Raw genomic sequence first — 18,363 nt, forward strand, 5'->3', positions numbered from 1 at the left:
TTATTCATCTTCTTTTTCTTCGTCATCCTCATCAGGATTTTCGTCTTTCTTTTCTTCGTCTTCTAATGGTATATCCTCTAAAGGTTGTTCTTTAGGAGCATTTTTTATAGCATTTTCAATTCTTATGATGTTCTCATAAAATAACTCAGCATTTGAATCAGATAATTCCATTTTACCATATGCTTCCTTGTAATAGAATAATGCTTGTTCATAGTTTTTTCCTAATTCATGATATTTTCCAACATAGTATTCGCCTAAATGAGAGTCAGGGTGCTTAATCATAACAAAGTCTCCAAGAACTCTTAAATAATCACCATCCAATTTGTCAATTACAATACCTTCAATTGCATAAATATCTTCAAAGCGTACATTTAAATTTGTACCATATAAATATTCAATTTCAATGTATTTAGACTCTAGATATTTTATAGCATCTAAAGGTTCTAAATCTTTAATTTTTGTATCAAACTCTTCTTTAGAAATTCTAGGGTATAATTCAAAAATAGTACTAAAAATATCAGTAGGAGCTTTTACAATAGCAGCAGGTTTATTAGGAACTTCCTTGTAATCTTTAAAAGCTAAGTGTAAGTTTTTTAGCTCTAACGATTCTAGTCCTTTTTTTGCTTGTTCAAACAAATCTTTACGTTCTTGTTTTTCAAAAGCATTTGAACTCATATATAAGTAAAACTGATTGTCTAAATCATCTAAACGTTTTAAATTGTAGGTGGTCAATAAACGAATGCTTTGATCGGTTAACATAGGAGAAATACACACATAAGCATTAAAAATAGGTTTTTGTTCTTTCAAAAAATGAAGCAGAAAGTTAGCAGCTTCACCGTCTCCAACAATAGTTAGGTAAGGAGAAGTTTTGTAATTAGCTTCTAAATAAGGGATCAATTCACTTTTGATATAGTTGTAAAACTTCTTACTCTGATCTGTTAAACCACCACTTTTCCCAACAGTAGATACATCCTTATTAATACCAAAATCCACATCTAAACCAACAACAATCTGTTTTGGAGTTAAATCTGCAGCTGCGTAAATTTTAGAGTTTCCCAAATAAATGTCAAATAAATAATCATTATTTAATACGATAGCTACAGGATATTTTCTAATTGTATCCGTATCATGTCCTTGAGGTAAGTACAATTTAATGTCACGGTCTGCATTAAACTGAACAGAGTTTACTTTTTTATTATATATTTTTTGTGCAAAAGCAACCGAATTAATAAGTAAAAAGACTGCTAAAATTAAATTTCTCATCGATAATTGTATGTTTGGGGTTTACCTTATAAAAATGCTAAAGTATAATATACTATTTTTGTTTTTCTAAATAACGATATTTTTTTCAAATTATGATGAATATAGACTGGAAAACTGCAAAAGAGTATACCGACATTACCTATAAGAAGTGTAATGGAGTTGCTAGAATTGCATTTAACAGACCAGATGTGAGAAACGCATTCCGTCCACACACAACAAGTGAATTATTAGATGCTTTTCGAGATGCACATGAAGATACTTCAATAGGAGTCGTTTTATTGTCTGCTGAAGGGCCTTCAACTAAAGACGGAATTTGGAGTTTTTGTTCTGGAGGAGATCAAAAAGCAAGAGGTCATCAAGGATATGTTGGACAAGATGGATATCACAGATTAAATATTCTTGAAGTCCAACGTTTAATCCGTTTCATGCCAAAAGCAGTTATTGCTGTAGTGCCAGGTTGGGCTGTTGGAGGAGGACATAGTTTACATGTTACTTGTGATTTAACTTTAGCAAGTAAAGAGCATGCCATCTTTAAGCAAACTGACGCTGACGTAACTTCTTTTGATGGAGGTTATGGTTCTGCTTATTTGGCAAAAATGGTTGGTCAGAAAAAAGCTAGAGAAATATTTTTCTTAGGTAGAAATTATTCTGCTCAAGAAGCGTATGAAATGGGAATGGTAAATGCTGTGATTCCTCATGATGAATTAGAAGATACCGCATATCAATGGGCACAAGAGATTTTAGCAAAATCACCAACTTCTATTAAAATGTTAAAGTTCGCTATGAATTTAACAGACGATGGAATGGTTGGTCAGCAAGTTTTTGCCGGTGAAGCTACTCGTTTAGCATATATGACTGATGAAGCGAAAGAAGGTAGAGATGCATTCTTAGAGAAAAGAAAACCAAACTTTGATAAAAAATGGATTCCATAGCGAGGAGTCCATTTTGCTATGTGAAAATAGAACACTATTCAAATATCTAATGCAATCACAAATAGTTACATTTTTAATTAAATGCCCTGATCAAAAAGGACTAGTGGCTAAATTTACCACGTTCTTTTATGAACAAGGATTTAATATTTTAAGTTGTCAGCAGTATGTTAATGCGATGGCTGATAGGTATTATATGCGTATCCGATTAGATGCAGCAGAGGCAGAAATTTCCAAGAAAGAATTAGAAGATAAGTTTGAAAAAGTTGCAACCACTTTAAAATGTACTTGGTCTGTTCATTATGGAAAAGAAAAGCAGAATGTTGCCATCATGGTTTCTCATACGAGTCATTGTTTATACGATTTATTAGAAAGACAGCGAGAAGGAACAATAGATTGTAATATTAGTTTGATAATTAGTAATCATAATAAGTTGAAACCAATTGCGGATATGTTTGGAATTCCTTATTATCATTTACCAGTATCTAAAGAAACTAAAATACAACAGGAAGCACAAATTGTAGGGTTGTTAGAAGAGTATACTGTTGATTTAATTGTCATGGCGAGATACATGCAAATCTTATCAGAAGATTTTATCAATAAATATCCGCAAAGAATAATCAATATTCATCACTCTTTTTTACCTGCTTTTCAAGGAGCTAACCCTTACCAAAGAGCTTATGAACGAGGTGTGAAATTAATTGGAGCTACTGCACATTATGCTACTGTAGATTTGGACGAAGGACCAATTATAGAACAAGATGTAGAACGTATTAGTCACGAAAGTACTCCAAAAACATTGAAAGGAATTGGAGCTGATATTGAGCGACTAGTATTAGCAAAGGCTGTCAAATGTCATTTGCAACATCAAATTATTGTTTCAGATAATAGAGCAATAGTTTTTCCTGAGTCGGGAGAATAGCGTGTATGATTAAAGTCAAAAGTATATAGAGAATAGATGAAGTTTTAAGAGTTGTATTATAATACTCTAGAGTATGGTTGTTTTGTTAAATAACTGATAACTCATGACTGATAACTGTTAACTGATTAAAGATGAAAATAATTTGTATTGGGCGTAATTACGCTAAACATATAGAAGAATTAGCAAATGAAAAACCAGAGAATCCAGTAGTGTTCTTAAAACCGGATTCAGCTATATTACCAAAAAAGAACCCATTTTTTATACCGACTTTTTCTGATGATGTTCATTACGAAGTTGAAGTATTGGTAAAAATAAATAAAGTAGGTAAACACATTTCTACAAAGTTTGCTCATAAGTATTATGATACTGTTGGTTTAGGAATTGACTTTACAGCTCGCGATGTTCAAGCAGAGTGTAAAGAAAAAGGACTGCCATGGGAAAAAGCTAAAGCATTTGATGGAAGTGCAATTATTGGAGAGTTTTACCCAAAGGAGGAGTTTGATTTAGAGAATCTTTCTTTTCAGTTGCATAAAAATGGAGAGATTGTGCAAGATGGAAATACAGAAGCAATGCTATGGAAAGTAGATGAATTAGTAAGTTATGTTTCTCAGTTTTTTACGTTAAAAAAAGGAGATATTATTTTTACAGGAACACCAGCAGGAGTGGGTAAAGTTGTGGAGAATGATGTGTTAACGGGTACTATAGAAGGTAGAAAAGCTTTTGAAATAAAAGTAAAATGAATTTAACTTCTGTTTTATTGCTAATTATACTCATAACCATTGGTTGGGCATATCACAGTCTTGCTAAAAGATATAACAGAAGTGTAATTTTATATATGGTATTAGGTGTCGGAACTTTCATTTTTGTAGTTCTTTTAAATGCATTACTATATACTTTTTTTGAGTTTATATCGAATAATGTAGATAAAGCGACTCATCGCTATATAGCATTTTTTCTGGGTATTTTAGTAGCGGTTTTAATTCATTATGCGCTAGAGAAAAAATGGTTAAAAGAAAAAAATATTGAAGCTGAAGAGGCAATAGAAGAAATAGGAAAAGATTAAATAAAAAATACATGTTAGGATTAATACTATTATACGTTATTGGTAAAAAATTTCATGAGCTTGCAGATAATTATGAAAAAAGTAAATGGGGTTATGCTATAATTGGAGTTATAGTTTATTACGTTGGAGCTATAGGTATTGGAATGATATTGCTAATACTCTTAGAATACTTAGGACTAATTAATATTGATGGAATTAATGACGTGGTTCTAAGTTTTATGATAGCACCTTTTGGAATTCTCAGTTGTTATTTATTGTATAGGTTTTTAGAAAAGAAATGGGAAAGAGAAAAACCTAAAGTAGATAGCGATATTGAGCAAATAGGAAATAAAGATTAATTCATGAATGCAGAAATTATAACCATTGGAGATGAAATCTTAATTGGTCAAATAGTGGATACTAATTCACAGTGGATTAGTAAAGAATTAAATAAAATTGGAGTATCAGTATATCAAATAACTTCAATCCAAGACGATAAGCAACATATATTAAATGCATTAAAAGAAGCTGAAAATAGAGTAGATGTGGTAATTATAACGGGAGGTTTAGGGCCAACCAAAGATGATATCACCAAAAAAACTATTGCAGAATATTTTAAAGATGAAGAGATTGTTGAGTATCCGGAGGTGATCGTTAATATTAAAAGACTATTTGAAAAAATCAATCATCCTTTCAATGAGGTTCAAAAATACCAAGCACAGTTACCTTCAAAAGCAACATTATTAATGAACAATTTGGGTACTGCACCAGGAATGTGGTTTAATGAAAATAATACAGTTTTTGTTTCGTTGCCAGGAGTACCTTATGAAATGAGAGGTTTGATGTCAGATGAAGTATTGCCAAGATTACAAGAACAATTTGATTTGCCGTATATACTTCACAAAACAATTCTAACTTACGGTCAAGGTGAAAGTGTTATAGCTGAAAGAATAGAGGGTTTTGAAACTAATTTACCTCACAACATAAAACTAGCATATTTACCTTCTTTTGGAAAAGTAAGATTACGCTTAAGTGCTAAGGGCGATAATCTTGACAATTTAAAAAAGTCCTTAGATAAGCAAGTTAAAAGTTTATCGTCATTAGTTTCCGATATTATAGTAGGTTATGATGAAGAAGGAGCAATAGAAAATCAGGTAGGGAAAGTTTTAGCATCAAAAGGACTTACTATTTGTACAGCAGAAAGTATGACTGGTGGTAAAATTGCATCGACTTTAGTGTCAGTTCCAGGTTCTTCATCATATTTTAAAGGAGGTTTTATAGTATACACTGCAACCTTAAAAGAGCAATTATTAGATGTTCCAATGTCATTAATAGAAAAGTACACTGTTGTGAGCAAAGAAGTAGCAGAGGTAATGGCAATTAATGCAAGAAAAAAAGTTAATACAGATTTTGCTATATCCATAACGGGTAATGCAGGTCCAACAACAGATCATAATAATAAAGATGTAGGGTTGGTTTATATAGGTATTGCTGATGAAAACGGAGTAGAAGTTCATGAGTTTAACTTTGGTCAACCTAGAGAAAAAGTCATTAATAAAACGGTAAACAAAGCCTTAGAATTGATTTTAAGAAAGAATATTAAAAATTAACGTAAATATATTTTGTTTTATTTGGTGAAAAATATGTATATTTGCACCTCGTTTAGAAATAACACCTAAAACTGTCAAGAAGATGTCTAGAGTTTGTGAATTAACAGGAAAAAAAGCGATGGTAGGGAACAATGTATCTCACGCTTTAAATAGAACAAAAAGAAAATTCAACGCTAATTTAATGACTAAGCGTTTTTATATTCCAGAAGAGGATAATTGGATTACTTTAAAAGTATCTGCTTCTGCATTAAAAAATATTAACAAGAAAGGAATTACTGCTGTAATCAAAGAAGCTAGAGCAAACGGCTTTTTAACAAAGTAATTACCACTAGATAAAGTTATATAGAGATGGCAAAAAAAGGAAATAGAGTTCAGGTTATTTTAGAGTGTACTGAGCACAAAGCTTCTGGTCAACCAGGAACTTCTCGTTATATCACTACTAAGAACAAAAAGAATACTCCGGATAGAATGGAAATTAAGAAATTTAATCCAATCTTAAAGAGAATGACAGTTCATAAAGAAATTAAATAATAAGCTACGGCATAAATTTTATATAAAATGGCAAAGAAATCAGTAGCAACGTTACAAACAGGTTCGAAAAGATTAACTAAAGCTATCAAAATGGTTAAGTCTCCAAAGTCTGGTGCTTACACTTTTGTTGAGGCTATTATGGACCCAGAGAACGTGAATGACTTTTTAGCAAAAAAGTAATTCTTGTAAACAGTTTAAAGAAAAGCTACTTTCATTCGTGAAAGTAGCTTTTTTTATATGTCAAAATACTGTAATTTTGAAAGTTAAAGTCTATTACCATTGTTTTAGTGACATTTTGACCGAGAGATTTCACTTGGTATGATTTTTAACACCTAACTAACCAGATATTAATTGCTGATTATGAGTTTTTTTAAAAAAATATTTTCCAAAGAGAAAAAAGAAACCTTAGATAAAGGATTAGAAAAATCTAAAGACAGTTTTTTTTCGAAATTATCTAAAGCTGTTGCCGGAAAGTCTAAAGTTGATGATGATGTTTTAGATAATTTGGAAGAGGTTTTAGTTTCTTCAGATGTTGGAGTAAATACTACGTTAAAAATTATAGATAGAATTGAAGAACGAGTTTCTCGTGATAAATATTTAGGTACTGATGAATTAAATCAAATTCTTAGAGAAGAAATTGCTGGATTGTTGTCAGAAACTAATTTAGGCGATGAAACTGATTTTACAATTCCTAAGAATAAAAAGCCTTATGTATTAATGGTTGTTGGAGTTAATGGTGTAGGAAAAACTACAACTATAGGAAAATTGGCTTCTCAATTTAAGAAAAAAGGGTTAAAAGTTGTGTTAGGTGCTGCTGATACATTTAGAGCGGCTGCAATTGATCAGTTACAAGTTTGGGCAGATAGAGTAGACGTGCCAATCGTACGTCAAGAAATGGGATCAGATCCTGCTTCAGTAGCTTTTGATACGTTACAATCAGGAGTGAACCAAGATGCAGATGTTATTATTATCGATACAGCAGGTCGTTTACATAATAAAGTAAACTTAATGAATGAGCTTTCTAAAATTAAGAGAGTAATGCAAAAAGTTGTAGGAGACGCTCCACATGATGTGTTATTAGTTTTGGATGGATCTACCGGTCAAAATGCTTTTGAACAAGCTAAACAGTTTACAAAAGCTACCGAAGTAACTTCTTTAGCGGTTACTAAGTTAGACGGTACTGCAAAAGGTGGGGTTGTAATTGGAATTTCAGATCAGTTTCAAATTCCTGTGAGATATATTGGAGTTGGAGAAGGTATTGATGATTTACAGGTTTTTAATAAATATGAATTTGTAGATAGTTTTTTTAAATAATAATTATAAAGTTGATTAATTATAAAATTCAATTGCTATGAGAAAAATAATATTTCTATTGACTTTACTTTTTATTGTATTTAAAGTTCATAGTAATGAGCTTAGTATATGTGATGATAAAAAGGATTTGTCTGATTTAGCTCCAATATTTAATCAAGATGGTACACTATATGGTTATTTTTCTATTGAGTATTTAGAAAAAGTTAATCGCAAGTACACAAGATATGAGTATTCAATTTTAGATACAAATCTTAATCAAGTTATAAAGGGAAATTTTCTAGAGCGAGAATATAAAAAATTAACTAGTTTACTTTCATTGGTTAGTAAAGTAGATGATAGACTAATTATAAGAACAAGGAGAATAAACTTTAGGTCATATGTTCTCGGTTACGACAAACAAATGAAAGCTTTTAATACTTATAGAAGTTTAAATTTGTCTAATAATAAAATATCCGATCCATTTTATTTTGACCATAATAAGAATATTGTAATAGGAGAGAGACCAACAAAAGGGCTAAATGATATTTTAAAAAAGTCGCTATTAATTGAAGATTTGATACCTATACAAAGTGGTTATATTACCAAAGAAAGATTCATTGATGATGAAACTAAAGATATTCAACCTCATGTAATTAGGAAGTATAATTTAAAGAATGAGCTCGTTTGGAAGTATACTGTTAATATTACACGTAGTAAAGGAGATTATTTTGATGAGCTAATAAATAGTTCAAACGTTTTGTTTTCTTTTAACAATAGAGATAATAACACAAATACCATTTTTAGTTTAGATCCTGAAACAGGTAAGGAGCTTTTTAAATATGAAGTAGAAAATGCTAATTCTAAAGCCAATCATACTTTTACAATTGCTGAACAAAATGATAAATTAGTAGTAGTAGGAAAAATGAGTACTTATCATTTTAAAGGGTATGATGATGATAAATCTTTAGGGCTTTTTAGAATAGTTTTTGAAAAGAACGGAAAAATAGTAAGTAAAAAGTATGCATTCTGGAATCAAGCAAAAAACTTTATAAAAATTGATAAATATGGACACACATTAGATGGGTTTAAATTAGCTTATAAAAAAGTTTTTAGGTTCGATGATGGTTCAATTTCTATTTTAACAGAAAAACAAAAAGCAGAAAAGTTAGTCATCGGAGGAAAAGAGTTTAAAACATCCAGTTATCAAACTGCAGAATTTGTTTTATTAAATTTTAATAAAGATTTTAGAATTCAGAGTATTGATGTTGTAAATAAAAATTTGTCTTTTTTGTCAAGGTCTGACTATTTATTTTCTCAAAAGGTTAGAAAGAAAAACGGTGTTGTTTTCTTTTATAAAGATCAAAAACCTGGAGAAAAAGATCAAAAAGAGTGGGTTTTAGGAATTGTAACTGTAGTAAATGGAAAGTTGTCAAATCACGAACAAATCCCAATTTCATCAGAAGATTATTTTATACAGCCATACATCGCAAAAGAAGGTTATATTCTTTTTAGGGAATATAATAAAGATAAAAATTACGATGAGGTAAGATTAGAAAAATTAAATATCTAGATTTTTTATTCTTCTTGCTTTGATAAGTAGTAGTCAGAGATATGTTTAAACTCTTCTAGTTTTAAGTTCCATAAAAAATTAAGAAAAAAAAGATAGCTTTTATCTTGGTTATTAGGTTCTAATCTATCTACATGTCTGTTGAATCTATATTTTTTCTTGGCTTCATAAAGTTTTAAAAAGTTTTTTCCCAGCCATTTTTTATGTATGCTGTTGTTTGAATCATTACAAAGTTTCAAAAAAGTACCATAAGCACTTAAACCATATAGTTCTGAGTTATATAGACTAGGTACAATTTGATTTATAGAAAGCTTTTTTAAAAATGTAAAATTACTTGTAGGCTTATTGTATTGTGAAGTAGATTCTAAACCTGGGAATATATTTCGAATTAATTGTATTCTTTCTTGTAATTCTGGGTGGGTTTTGATAGAATCGTAATTAAACTTTTCTTTATTTAAGTAATTATACTCATTTTCATCATCTACTTTAATCCAATTATCTTTAAAAGGTTGATTAGGTAAATTGAAAATTTCTTTATACTTATTTTTGTTTATTGTGATTTCAGGAGAAGTTTCAAATTCATGTAACACTTCTAATGCTCTTAAGTATTCATGTTCTTTAAATTTTGCTTTTTTATATAAGATATAACCGATAGAATCTGCAGAAATCTCAAGCTTTCTTAATTTCTTTCCATCCTTGTACAATGTTTCCTTTAGTAGGTTTTGTAATTCAGTATGAACATTATATTTCTTTCGCAGTAGCTTAAGAGCTACTTTTTTCTTTTCTCTGATTGTCTTTGGTTGAACGTCGTGAAGTATTGTTTTTTCTGAGTGTTTTAGAACTTGATGTCCAAATTCATGACATAAGACAGCAGCTAATTGATCTCCATTTTCTAGATAACTAAAAAGTCCAATGTTCATTATAATGATACCTTTACCTACAGTTACTGCATTTGGAGAGTTTTCTTTGGTAATTAAAATTTTGATATTATTGCTTAATTTGTTTTCTTCAATTATTTTCGTTTTAATTGAATCAATATAAAAAGTGAATCTTTTATCTAATGTGAATTCTTTGTTTTCTAAAGCACTTATAAATTCATTATATAAATTAGTGTACACAATATCTAATTCATTTCTTACCTTTTTTTTATAATTCTGTTTGAACTCTTTTTTAAGATTATCTAAATCTGATTTTAAATTGAGAACAATTTTTTTTCGTGTCTCATAGTTTGCAGTATCAAGTTCAAAACTTGTTTGTGAGGAGATATATATTGAAGAGAAAAATAAAATATAAAGGAAGAATCTTTTCATGCGTGTCTAATTCTAATTTTTTGCTCAGCAATATACTGCTTTTTTTAAGAGAAAGAACATCATTTTACTATGTTGATCCAATGGGGAAATAGCATTATTTAAACGAATTTTTTTATTTATATCTTTGATAATCAATCAATCTTTAAAAACTATAGTATTTTGAATAAACTTATTACTATTCTGTTTGTGCTTTTTTTAATGAGTTGTGAATCAGAAAAAAAAGAAGTTGTCCAATTTAAAAAGTACGATGAAACTGCTGAATTAGCTACACAACAAGAGCATCAAAATCCACGTATGAAGTTTAAATTACTTCAGGCTAAAGTATTGGATATGAATCAAGTGTTCAAACCTTTTGAAAAGGAGTTGTCTGAATTTTCAGAGGAAGAGTACACTTCAATAAAACCTTTAGTAATTGAACAGCCTATCCCATCAATTCAACAATCTATAAAAGAAGGTAAACTGAATTATGAAAAGTTAACATTATTTTACCTCTATAGAATTCGAAAATTTGAAAGTGATTCAACTAAATATATAAATGCCATTATCAGTTTGAATCCGAATGTAATCAATGAAGCTAGAGAAAAGGATAAAGTAGCAAAAGAAAACACTATTTCTAATGAGTCAATTTTTGGAATGCCAATTCTTTTGAAAGATAACATCAATACTTCAGGAATGAATACAACAGCGGGTGCTGAAGTTTTGAGAAGTAATAATCCAAGAGATGCTTTCATTGTTGAAAAGTTAAAAGAAAATGGAGCGTTAATTTTAGGGAAAGTAAATCTTAGTGAATGGGCTTATTATTTTTGTTCTGGCTGTCCGTTAGGTTACAGTGCAGTAGGTGGACAAACATTTAATCCTTATGGGAGAAAAGTGTTTGAAACCGGAGGCTCTAGCTCAGGAAGTGGAGTTGCTACAGCTGCAAATTATGCAGTTGCTACTATTGGAACAGAAACGGCTGGGTCGATAACTTCACCTTCCAGTTTAAATTCCGTTGTTGGTTTAAAACCAACAATTGGTTTGTTGAGTAGAAGTGGAGTTGTACCAATATCAAGTACTTTAGACACGCCTGGACCAATGACTAAAAATGTTGTAGATAATTTTATACTTTTTAAAGCAATGTTAGGCGTTGATAAAAATGACACAAAGTCACAAGAGATAGTAATAGTACCAGATGATTTAACGGTTGCTGACTTTAAAGATAAAAGGATTGGTGTGTTAACTCCATTGCTAACAGATTCAATTTACAAGCGTACTGTTGATATGCTTCGAGAAATAGGAAATATTGTTGAAATAAGCCCAGAGCAAACAAGCTTACAAGGTTTTTTAACCTTGCTTAATATCGATATGAAACATGATTTACCGAAATATTTAAAAGGTAAAAATTTAGAAGTTTCTTCTGTAAGAGATATTGTGAACTATAATAAAAAAGACTCTTTGTTAAGAGCACCTTATGGTCAGCAATTGTTTGAGGGCATTGTAAAAGATACAACTACACTTGCTCAATTAGAAGTTATTAAAGAACGCTTAAAGAAGGAAGGAATAGAGTTTTTTAAAGCGTTTGAAGAAGAGAATTTAGATGTTATTCTTTCTATAAACAATTATCATGCGGCATATTCAGCTGTGGCGGAATATCCGAATTTAACCGTTCCAATGGGATATAAAGAATCTGGAGAACCTATAAGCTTGACTTTCATTGGTAAACCTAAATCAGAATTTGATTTGTTATCATTAGGGTTATTCTTTGAAAAATTAACTCATGTTAGAAAATTACCTAAAGGCTATGAGTAATTTATGGTAAATAAATCATAATTTTGCACTCCTTAAATTCAGATAGATGCGAACAAAATCTACAAAGCAGAATAAGATTAATGTTGTTACTCTTGGATGTTCAAAAAACGTTTACGATAGTGAAGTTTTAATGGGACAGCTAAAAGCAAATGGAAAAAATGTAGTACATGAAGATCCAGAAGATGATGGAAACATTGTGGTTATTAACACTTGTGGTTTCATTGGTAAAGCTAAGGAAGAAAGTGTAGATACTATTTTGCATTATGCTCAACGAAAAGAGGCTGGAGAAGTAGATAAAGTATTTGTAACAGGGTGTTTGAGTGAGCGTTATAAACCAGATTTAGAAGCTGAAATTACCAATGTAGATCAGTATTTTGGAACACACGATCTTCCAAATTTATTAAAGGTTTTAGAAGCTGATTATAAACACGAACTGATTGGCGAGCGTTTAACAACAACTCCACAACATTATGCATATTTAAAAATTGCAGAAGGATGTGATCGACCATGTTCATTCTGTGCAATTCCTTTAATGAGAGGAAAGCATAAATCTACTCCAATTGAAGAGTTGGTGATAGAAGCGACTAAGCTTGCTGAATCTGGAATTAAAGAGATTATGCTAATTGCTCAAGATTTAACCTATTACGGTTTAGATATATACAAGAAACGAGCTTTAGCAGATTTATTAAAAGAGTTGGTTAAGGTTGAAGGTATTGAGTGGATTCGTTTACATTATGCATTTCCAACTGGATTTCCAATGGATGTGTTAGATGTAATGCGTGAGGAACCTAAGGTTTGTAATTATCTAGATATTCCTTTACAACATATTAACACAGAGATTTTAAAGTCGATGAAACGTGGTACTACTCACGAAAAAACCACTGATTTGATTAAAAAATTCAGAGAGTATGTTCCGAATATGGCTATTCGCACAACTTTAATTGTTGGATATCCAGGTGAAACAGAAGAGCAATTTCAAGAGTTAAAAGATTGGGTAGAAGAAATGCGTTTCGAGCGTTTAGGAGCATTTGAATATTCTCATGAAGAAAATACAGGAGCTTATGTTTTAGAAGACGACGTTCCTGATGATGTAAAGTTCCGTCGTGTAAATGAAATTATGGAAATTCAAAGTCAGATTTCATGGGAGCTTAATCAAGAGAAGATTGGTAAAACGTTCCGTTGTTTATTTGATAGAAAAGATGGTGAGTACTATTATGGAAGAACTGAATTTGATTCACCAGATGTTGATAATGATGTAATTGTTGATGCTAGAGAGCATTATATTAAGTTAGGTGAATTTATTGATATTGAAATTTTTGATGCTGGCGATTTCGATTTACATGGGGTTCCAACGGTAAAACAAGAACGTCCGATTCCATTAAATAAAAAAAAGAAATAAATAGTTTACTATTGTTTGTATTGTAACAATTTGATTTCTAGTTCGTCTTCTGATTAATTAATCAAATTATCAACTATGAAATCTAATCAAAAAACCGCAAGAATTGTTGGTGTGTTATTCCTTTTTATTTTTTTTATAGGAGTAACTGTTTATCAAGTTTTGCAAGCACCATTATTATCTGATGATGTTTTAAAAGAAACAGCAACTCATCAAAATCAACTAATAAGTTCTACTTTGTTAAATATGCTAAGTGGAATTTTATCCATTAGTATAGCAGTATTGCTATTTCCAGTTTTTAAAGTAAATAGCACCAACTTAGCTAGACTTTATTTTGCATTTACTTTGTTAAATTTTATAGCAATTGTTATTGATAATGGAAGTGTGTTTTCATTATTAGAGCTTAGTAAAGTTTCTAGTGATATTAAAAATATTGAGACCTTAAATGCTCTTCAAAAAATATTCTCTGAGAAACACTGGTGGACACATTACTTTTCATTATTAACTTCTTGTTTTCCCGTTTTTGTATTATACTATACATTGTTTGTCGCTAAACTAGTTCCAAAATTAATTTCACTAATTGGAATAATAGCTTCAATACTGATGTTTGTTGAAATGTTGTCTTCTATTTTTGGACACGGTATAAGTATGAACCTAATGTTACCAATGGCGTTTATTCAATTATTATTGCCAATTTGGTTAATTATTAAAGGATTTAAAGAAAATATTATTATTAACAATCATTAAATTTTATAAGGTCTATATTGTCCAATAATAACTTGAAGGAATTATATCTTACTTAAAAAGTAATACGACAAGAAAAAGTTATATAAAGGGATCACACTTGTTGTGGTCTTTTTTATTTTTACAATATGAAAAAAGCCTTTTTTAATTGGAGTTCAGGAAAAGACTCTGCTTTAGCATTGTATAAAATAATAGAGCAAAAAGAATATACTATAGAAACATTATTAACTAATGTAAATGAGGATTTTGCTCGAATTTCAATGCACGGTTTACGAGAAGAATTGTTGGATAAACAGGTTGAAAGTTTAGATTTACCTCTTGAGAAATTATATTTTCCAGCACAAGTAACGATGGATTTATATAGCGAGAAAATGCGTGAAAAGCTTTCTTCTTTTAAATCAAAAGGAATGAAGTATTCTGTTTTTGGGGATATTTTTTTGGAAGACCTTAAAAACTATCGTGATAAGAAACTTGCCGAAGTAAATTTAGAAGGTGTTTATCCACTTTGGAAAAAAGATACAAAAGAGGTGATTCATGAATTCATAGATTTAGGTTTTAAGGCGATTACTGTTTGTGTAAATGCTAAACTGTTAGGGAAGGAATTTGTTGGTAGAATTATTGATAAAGATTTTATCAATGATTTACCTGATAATGTTGATGTTTGTGGAGAAAATGGTGAATTTCACACTTTTGTTTTTGACGGACCTATTTTTAAAAACCCTGTTGATTTTGAGATAGGGGAAAAGGTTTTAAAATCGTACACATTAAATGATGATGATGACCAAAATTGTCATTCTAATACTTCAGAAAAAGTAAAAGCGTACGATACTAGTTTTTGGTACTGTGATTTAATGTAATTAAGCTATCTGTCTTTCTAAAGCAAGAAAGTGTGTTGTTTTGTTATTATTCTTTAAAGGAAATACATGCAATTCACATTTATAAGAAGTATTATCCTTTCTATGATTAATGATAATTTCTTTGAAAGGTTTATTTTCTTTTAACTTTTCTTTGATGCGTATTCTTATTTCCTCAGAAGTTTCTTTTCCTTGTAAAAAACTTGGAGATTTATGTAATGCATACTCTTTAGAATAGCCTGTCATTTTAGAAAAACCATCATTCACCCACAAAATATTTCTGTTTAAATCGGTAAGAATAAGAGCTTCAAAAGAATTTTTTAAGAGAATAGTTTCTATATCTTCGTTCCAGTTTTTGTTTTCAGCATACCTTTTTAGTAATTCTAAATCATTTTGAATAGTCGATCTTTTTACAACAGCTTCTAAGTTTTGAATATGTAAATCAAAACTTAACATGTTAACATGTAATGTATCGTCCTCGACTAAGGAACTTTTAATTTCTTTATAGTCATCTACAGATAAAGAGTTGATGAAAATATCTAAACTCTTCATTCTATTCAATGTGGGTTTCATCTTTGTTTAATTTTGGGCATTTAAAAATAAACAAAAGAAATAGAAAGACAAGGATTACTTTACCATAAACAAAGAATTTGCAAAGAATAACTTACCATTATCCCAAAAACCACGAAATAAAGGGTTGTCTACTAAATAAATAATAGCGCCATTTCCTATTTCTTCAGTTCCGAATATTAATGAGTTTTGTTGCTTTTCCAATGTTTTACTACCGGCAAAACCTGAAATTACTGAATTATCATCAAGTGTTACTATGTTGTTTCCAGATTTTAAGAAGTCATAAGTATTTGTACCTAACTTTAAAGTAAAGTATTCGTTAGAATACCCAAAGCCTAGAGGGTGCGTATTGTCTACTTGTGTTTTAAAAATAGCACCAGTAATTAATTCTTTAATCTGTTCTCTTTCAGTTTCAGCATAAACCTTCTTTTCAATAGCCGCTTTAGAGCTGTCTTTTTTCTTTTTTAGTTGCTTAGTCGTTAAACTAAAATCTTTGCTTTTTGCAAAAACTTGGTTAGCATTTCCTATTGAAATTACTTTACCACCTTGACTAATCCAAGATTTTAAAGCCTTGAGTTTTTCGTTATTGAGTATTGAAGTATAATTTCCACTTGGTAAAATAATAACATCAAATTTTGAAAGCAGTTTAGTAGATAAGTCAGAGGTTTGTATTGCACTGTAGGTATAATTCAAATCTTGTTCTAGAAAATAGCGAACTTCTCCATAGCTCAACGTAGAAATTCCTTTTCCACCCAAAACCGCAATGTTAGAGTTTTTGATTTCAGTTACGCTGTAAGACCCAAGATCAGGACCTTTTGTTGATAATCCTGTGGTAATATGATTATTTACTTTATGATGTTTTTTACTAATCTCATATATTAAAGTATCAAAATTTTGAATATGTTTATTGTCTCCTTGTCTAACGATTAAAGAACCTGGTAGTAATTTTTGATCGCTATTTTCAATTGTTTTTGAAGTAGTTCTAACACGAATTTTATGCTGTAATAAGTCAGTTAAAAGAGCGGCATCTGTAATGTGATTCCAATCAAAAACATATGCATACACTTGTTTTTTTATAGTAGGAACAGAAATATTTTCTTCTTTACTGATGGTAGCTACAGCTTTTTTTGTAGCTACAGCATCTAATCCGTACGCATATGGCAAAGACCAAGAAGTAATATCGTAAGTTAAAGAATCTTTAATTACTGTTTTAGGTTCAAATAACACTTCAACTAATTTCCCTTTTGGTTGATTTGTAGAAATGCTAAGATTGTTTTGAGCTAGGTTAATTTTTCCGTTTGAATTTTTTCTATAGATAAATCCTTTAACTTCTTTATCAGTTGTTGTACTGTATTTAATTTCATGACGGTCTAGAAGTTTTTTTAAAGCGTTAATTTTATCTGAATTTCCTTGAAGCACATACGATTGGTATTTGTAATCGTTGTTGCTAAAGTATTTTTTAAACTCATTATTTAATTTTGTAGCCTCTTTTGAAGCTACTTCTACAGTAGACAATCCAGTAGTAGTATGATGTAGTAATCTGTCTTTTAACGTTATAGTGTCTCCTTCATCTGTTTTAATTCCTAAACCAGCTTTCCCATGGCCAGCTTGTTCATAAGTCATACCAATAGCTCCATTAAAAGTAGGGTAGGTATCACCATAACTTGGATATAAAAGATCAAAGCTTTCTTTTGTAAAATACAACCAACCGTTTTCATCGAAATAACGAGCGTGATTTTTTCCAATTTCATTTTGAAAATCTCTTTGAAATTCAGTAATTATTTCATGGAAAGGCTCGGCAGCAGGAGCAAAATAATATGGATTATTATAGTATTGTTCATGGAAATCTACATGAATATGTGGCATCCATTTATTGTATAATTTAATGCGTTGTTGCGATTCTATTTGAGTTGTCCAAGCCCAATCTCTATTCAAATCAAATAAATAATGATTAGGTCTACCTTGTATCCAAGGTTCATTATGTTCTAAGGCTAAAGGATTCGTATTTGTTTTATTATTTGAAACCTGATTGAACCAGTTTACATAACGATCTCTTCCATCTGGGTTTATACACGGATCAATAATAATGATTACATTATCTAACCAAGCTTTTTTTTCGGTTAATAACTTGTAAGCTGTTAGCATAGCAGCTTCTGTAGAAGACGCTTCATTTCCATGTACGTTATAACTTAACCATACAATAGCCTTGTCAGTTAATGCATTAGTATTATCTAAATTAGCATTTGTTAGATGTTGTTTTCTAATGCTTTCAATATTGTTAATATTGTTTTTACTAGATATGTAGGCAACTTGTAATTTTCTGCGCTCATACGTTTGTCCATACTTTTCAAGTGTGATGTTTTCTGAATTTTCAGCTAAGTGTTTAAAATAATCAACTACTTGATGATGCCTGGTAAATTGAGAACCTAAAGGATATTCTAAAAATTCAGAAGGCGATTGAATTTTTTGAGAAAAAACACTAAAAAGACTTAAAAATAAAGTAGCTACTATAATTTGAAATCGCATGAAACTTAAATTTGATTG

General features: G+C 30.2%; 19 protein-coding genes. 15 read left to right on the plus strand and 4 right to left on the minus strand.

The annotated features are described in order from the left end of the window. Window positions 1–1,263 carry an alpha/beta hydrolase-fold protein gene (locus EV195_RS04885; RefSeq protein ID WP_132793539.1) on the minus strand — a complete coding sequence of 421 codons (1,263 nt, stop codon included), beginning with the start codon at window positions 1,261–1,263 and terminating at the stop codon, window positions 1–3. A gap of 92 nt (window positions 1,264–1,355) precedes the next feature. Here EV195_RS04885 and EV195_RS04890 point away from each other — a divergent pair, with 92 nt between their 5' ends. The 11 genes from EV195_RS04890 to EV195_RS04940 all read left to right on the plus strand — a co-directional run bounded on the left by EV195_RS04890 (window position 1,356) and on the right by EV195_RS04940 (window position 9,160). Further along, entirely contained in the window at window positions 1,356–2,195 is an 840-nt protein-coding gene (locus EV195_RS04890) for a 1,4-dihydroxy-2-naphthoyl-CoA synthase (RefSeq protein ID WP_132793541.1), read from the plus strand. Window positions 2,196–2,244: 49 nt separating this feature from the next. Next, a complete protein-coding gene (purU, locus tag EV195_RS04895) occupies window positions 2,245–3,114 on the plus strand; it encodes a formyltetrahydrofolate deformylase (protein ID WP_132793543.1) in 870 nt (289 codons plus the stop codon). Window positions 3,115–3,245: 131 nt separating this feature from the next. Beyond that, window positions 3,246–3,854, plus strand: a complete 609-nt coding sequence (locus EV195_RS04900; RefSeq protein WP_132793545.1) for a fumarylacetoacetate hydrolase family protein — start codon at window positions 3,246–3,248, stop codon at window positions 3,852–3,854. Next, the gene (locus EV195_RS04905) at window positions 3,851–4,177 is read left to right on the plus strand and encodes a hypothetical protein (RefSeq protein WP_132793547.1); all 327 of its coding nucleotides are present in this window, start codon (window positions 3,851–3,853) and stop codon (window positions 4,175–4,177) included. Before EV195_RS04900 ends, EV195_RS04905 begins: the two co-directional genes overlap by 4 nt. 11 nt (window positions 4,178–4,188) lie before the next feature. After that, a complete protein-coding gene (locus EV195_RS04910; RefSeq protein ID WP_132793549.1) occupies window positions 4,189–4,515 on the plus strand; it encodes a hypothetical protein in 327 nt (108 codons plus the stop codon). A gap of 3 nt (window positions 4,516–4,518) precedes the next feature. Continuing rightward, a complete protein-coding gene (locus EV195_RS04915) occupies window positions 4,519–5,766 on the plus strand; it encodes a competence/damage-inducible protein A (RefSeq protein WP_132793551.1) in 1,248 nt (415 codons plus the stop codon). An 82-nt stretch (window positions 5,767–5,848) separates the two neighbouring features. Then, entirely contained in the window at window positions 5,849–6,088 is a 240-nt protein-coding gene (gene rpmB / locus EV195_RS04920; protein WP_132793553.1) for a 50S ribosomal protein L28, read from the plus strand. Window positions 6,089–6,114: 26 nt separating this feature from the next. Beyond that, window positions 6,115–6,297: a 50S ribosomal protein L33 gene (gene rpmG, locus EV195_RS04925; RefSeq protein WP_069675060.1), complete on the plus strand. Its 183-nt coding sequence runs from the start codon at window positions 6,115–6,117 to the stop codon at window positions 6,295–6,297. Window positions 6,298–6,324: 27 nt separating this feature from the next. Beyond that, entirely contained in the window at window positions 6,325–6,477 is a 153-nt protein-coding gene (locus EV195_RS04930; protein ID WP_132793555.1) for a DUF4295 domain-containing protein, read from the plus strand. A gap of 180 nt (window positions 6,478–6,657) precedes the next feature. Next, window positions 6,658–7,611: a signal recognition particle-docking protein FtsY gene (gene ftsY, locus EV195_RS04935; protein ID WP_132793557.1), complete on the plus strand. Its 954-nt coding sequence runs from the start codon at window positions 6,658–6,660 to the stop codon at window positions 7,609–7,611. 37 nt (window positions 7,612–7,648) lie between these two features. Beyond that, window positions 7,649–9,160 carry a hypothetical protein gene (locus EV195_RS04940; protein ID WP_132793559.1) on the plus strand — a complete coding sequence of 504 codons (1,512 nt, stop codon included), beginning with the start codon at window positions 7,649–7,651 and terminating at the stop codon, window positions 9,158–9,160. 5 nt (window positions 9,161–9,165) lie between these two features. On the opposite strand, the gene EV195_RS04945 is transcribed toward EV195_RS04940, so the two are convergent. Next, window positions 9,166–10,467, minus strand: a complete 1,302-nt coding sequence (locus tag EV195_RS04945) for a M48 family metalloprotease (RefSeq protein ID WP_132793561.1) — start codon at window positions 10,465–10,467, stop codon at window positions 9,166–9,168. 159 nt (window positions 10,468–10,626) lie between these two features. On the opposite strand from EV195_RS04945, the gene EV195_RS04950 reads away from it, so the two are divergent. The 4 genes from EV195_RS04950 (at window position 10,627) to EV195_RS04965 (ending at window position 15,252) form a co-directional block, all read left to right on the plus strand. Continuing rightward, window positions 10,627–12,255 (plus strand): amidase family protein, encoded by a 1,629-nt coding sequence (locus EV195_RS04950; RefSeq protein ID WP_317128209.1) that lies wholly within the window; start codon window positions 10,627–10,629, stop codon window positions 12,253–12,255. A gap of 46 nt (window positions 12,256–12,301) precedes the next feature. Next, window positions 12,302–13,654 (plus strand): 30S ribosomal protein S12 methylthiotransferase RimO, encoded by a 1,353-nt coding sequence (gene rimO / locus EV195_RS04955; RefSeq protein ID WP_132793563.1) that lies wholly within the window; start codon window positions 12,302–12,304, stop codon window positions 13,652–13,654. 75 nt (window positions 13,655–13,729) lie between these two features. Continuing rightward, window positions 13,730–14,398, plus strand: coding sequence for a DUF4386 domain-containing protein (locus EV195_RS04960; protein ID WP_132793565.1), 669 nt, complete (start codon window positions 13,730–13,732; stop codon window positions 14,396–14,398). 125 nt (window positions 14,399–14,523) lie between these two features. After that, window positions 14,524–15,252 (plus strand): Dph6-related ATP pyrophosphatase, encoded by a 729-nt coding sequence (locus tag EV195_RS04965; protein ID WP_132793567.1) that lies wholly within the window; start codon window positions 14,524–14,526, stop codon window positions 15,250–15,252. On the opposite strand, the gene EV195_RS04970 is transcribed toward EV195_RS04965, so the two are convergent. Beyond that, entirely contained in the window at window positions 15,253–15,822 is a 570-nt protein-coding gene (locus EV195_RS04970; RefSeq protein WP_132793569.1) for a PAS domain-containing protein, read from the minus strand. Between the two features lie 54 nt (window positions 15,823–15,876). Further along, window positions 15,877–18,345 (minus strand): M14 metallopeptidase family protein, encoded by a 2,469-nt coding sequence (locus EV195_RS04975; protein WP_132793570.1) that lies wholly within the window; start codon window positions 18,343–18,345, stop codon window positions 15,877–15,879. Window positions 18,346–18,363: the final 18 nt, after the last annotated feature.

This window comes from Tenacibaculum skagerrakense, from assembly GCF_004345825.1.
Taxonomy (GTDB): domain Bacteria; phylum Bacteroidota; class Bacteroidia; order Flavobacteriales; family Flavobacteriaceae; genus Polaribacter; species Polaribacter skagerrakensis.

Coding starts and splice junctions, on each gene's coding strand:
- EV195_RS04890 (WP_132793541.1), top strand. CDS start 1,356: ATGATGAATATAGACTGGAAAACTGCAAAAGAGTATACCGACATTACC.
- EV195_RS04930 (WP_132793555.1), top strand. CDS start 6,325: ATGGCAAAGAAATCAGTAGCAACGTTACAAACAGGTTCGAAAAGATTA.
- rpmB (WP_132793553.1), top strand. CDS start 5,849: ATGTCTAGAGTTTGTGAATTAACAGGAAAAAAAGCGATGGTAGGGAAC.
- EV195_RS04965 (WP_132793567.1), top strand. CDS start 14,524: ATGAAAAAAGCCTTTTTTAATTGGAGTTCAGGAAAAGACTCTGCTTTA.
- EV195_RS04900 (WP_132793545.1), top strand. CDS start 3,246: ATGAAAATAATTTGTATTGGGCGTAATTACGCTAAACATATAGAAGAA.
- EV195_RS04915 (WP_132793551.1), top strand. CDS start 4,519: ATGAATGCAGAAATTATAACCATTGGAGATGAAATCTTAATTGGTCAA.
- EV195_RS04945 (WP_132793561.1), bottom strand. CDS start 10,467: ATGAAAAGATTCTTCCTTTATATTTTATTTTTCTCTTCAATATATATC.
- EV195_RS04905 (WP_132793547.1), top strand. CDS start 3,851: ATGAATTTAACTTCTGTTTTATTGCTAATTATACTCATAACCATTGGT.
- ftsY (WP_132793557.1), top strand. CDS start 6,658: ATGAGTTTTTTTAAAAAAATATTTTCCAAAGAGAAAAAAGAAACCTTA.
- purU (WP_132793543.1), top strand. CDS start 2,245: ATGCAATCACAAATAGTTACATTTTTAATTAAATGCCCTGATCAAAAA.
- EV195_RS04940 (WP_132793559.1), top strand. CDS start 7,649: ATGAGAAAAATAATATTTCTATTGACTTTACTTTTTATTGTATTTAAA.
- EV195_RS04960 (WP_132793565.1), top strand. CDS start 13,730: ATGAAATCTAATCAAAAAACCGCAAGAATTGTTGGTGTGTTATTCCTT.
- EV195_RS04975 (WP_132793570.1), bottom strand. CDS start 18,345: ATGCGATTTCAAATTATAGTAGCTACTTTATTTTTAAGTCTTTTTAGT.
- EV195_RS04910 (WP_132793549.1), top strand. CDS start 4,189: ATGTTAGGATTAATACTATTATACGTTATTGGTAAAAAATTTCATGAG.
- rpmG (WP_069675060.1), top strand. CDS start 6,115: ATGGCAAAAAAAGGAAATAGAGTTCAGGTTATTTTAGAGTGTACTGAG.
- EV195_RS04885 (WP_132793539.1), bottom strand. CDS start 1,263: ATGAGAAATTTAATTTTAGCAGTCTTTTTACTTATTAATTCGGTTGCT.
- EV195_RS04970 (WP_132793569.1), bottom strand. CDS start 15,822: ATGAAACCCACATTGAATAGAATGAAGAGTTTAGATATTTTCATCAAC.
- rimO (WP_132793563.1), top strand. CDS start 12,302: ATGCGAACAAAATCTACAAAGCAGAATAAGATTAATGTTGTTACTCTT.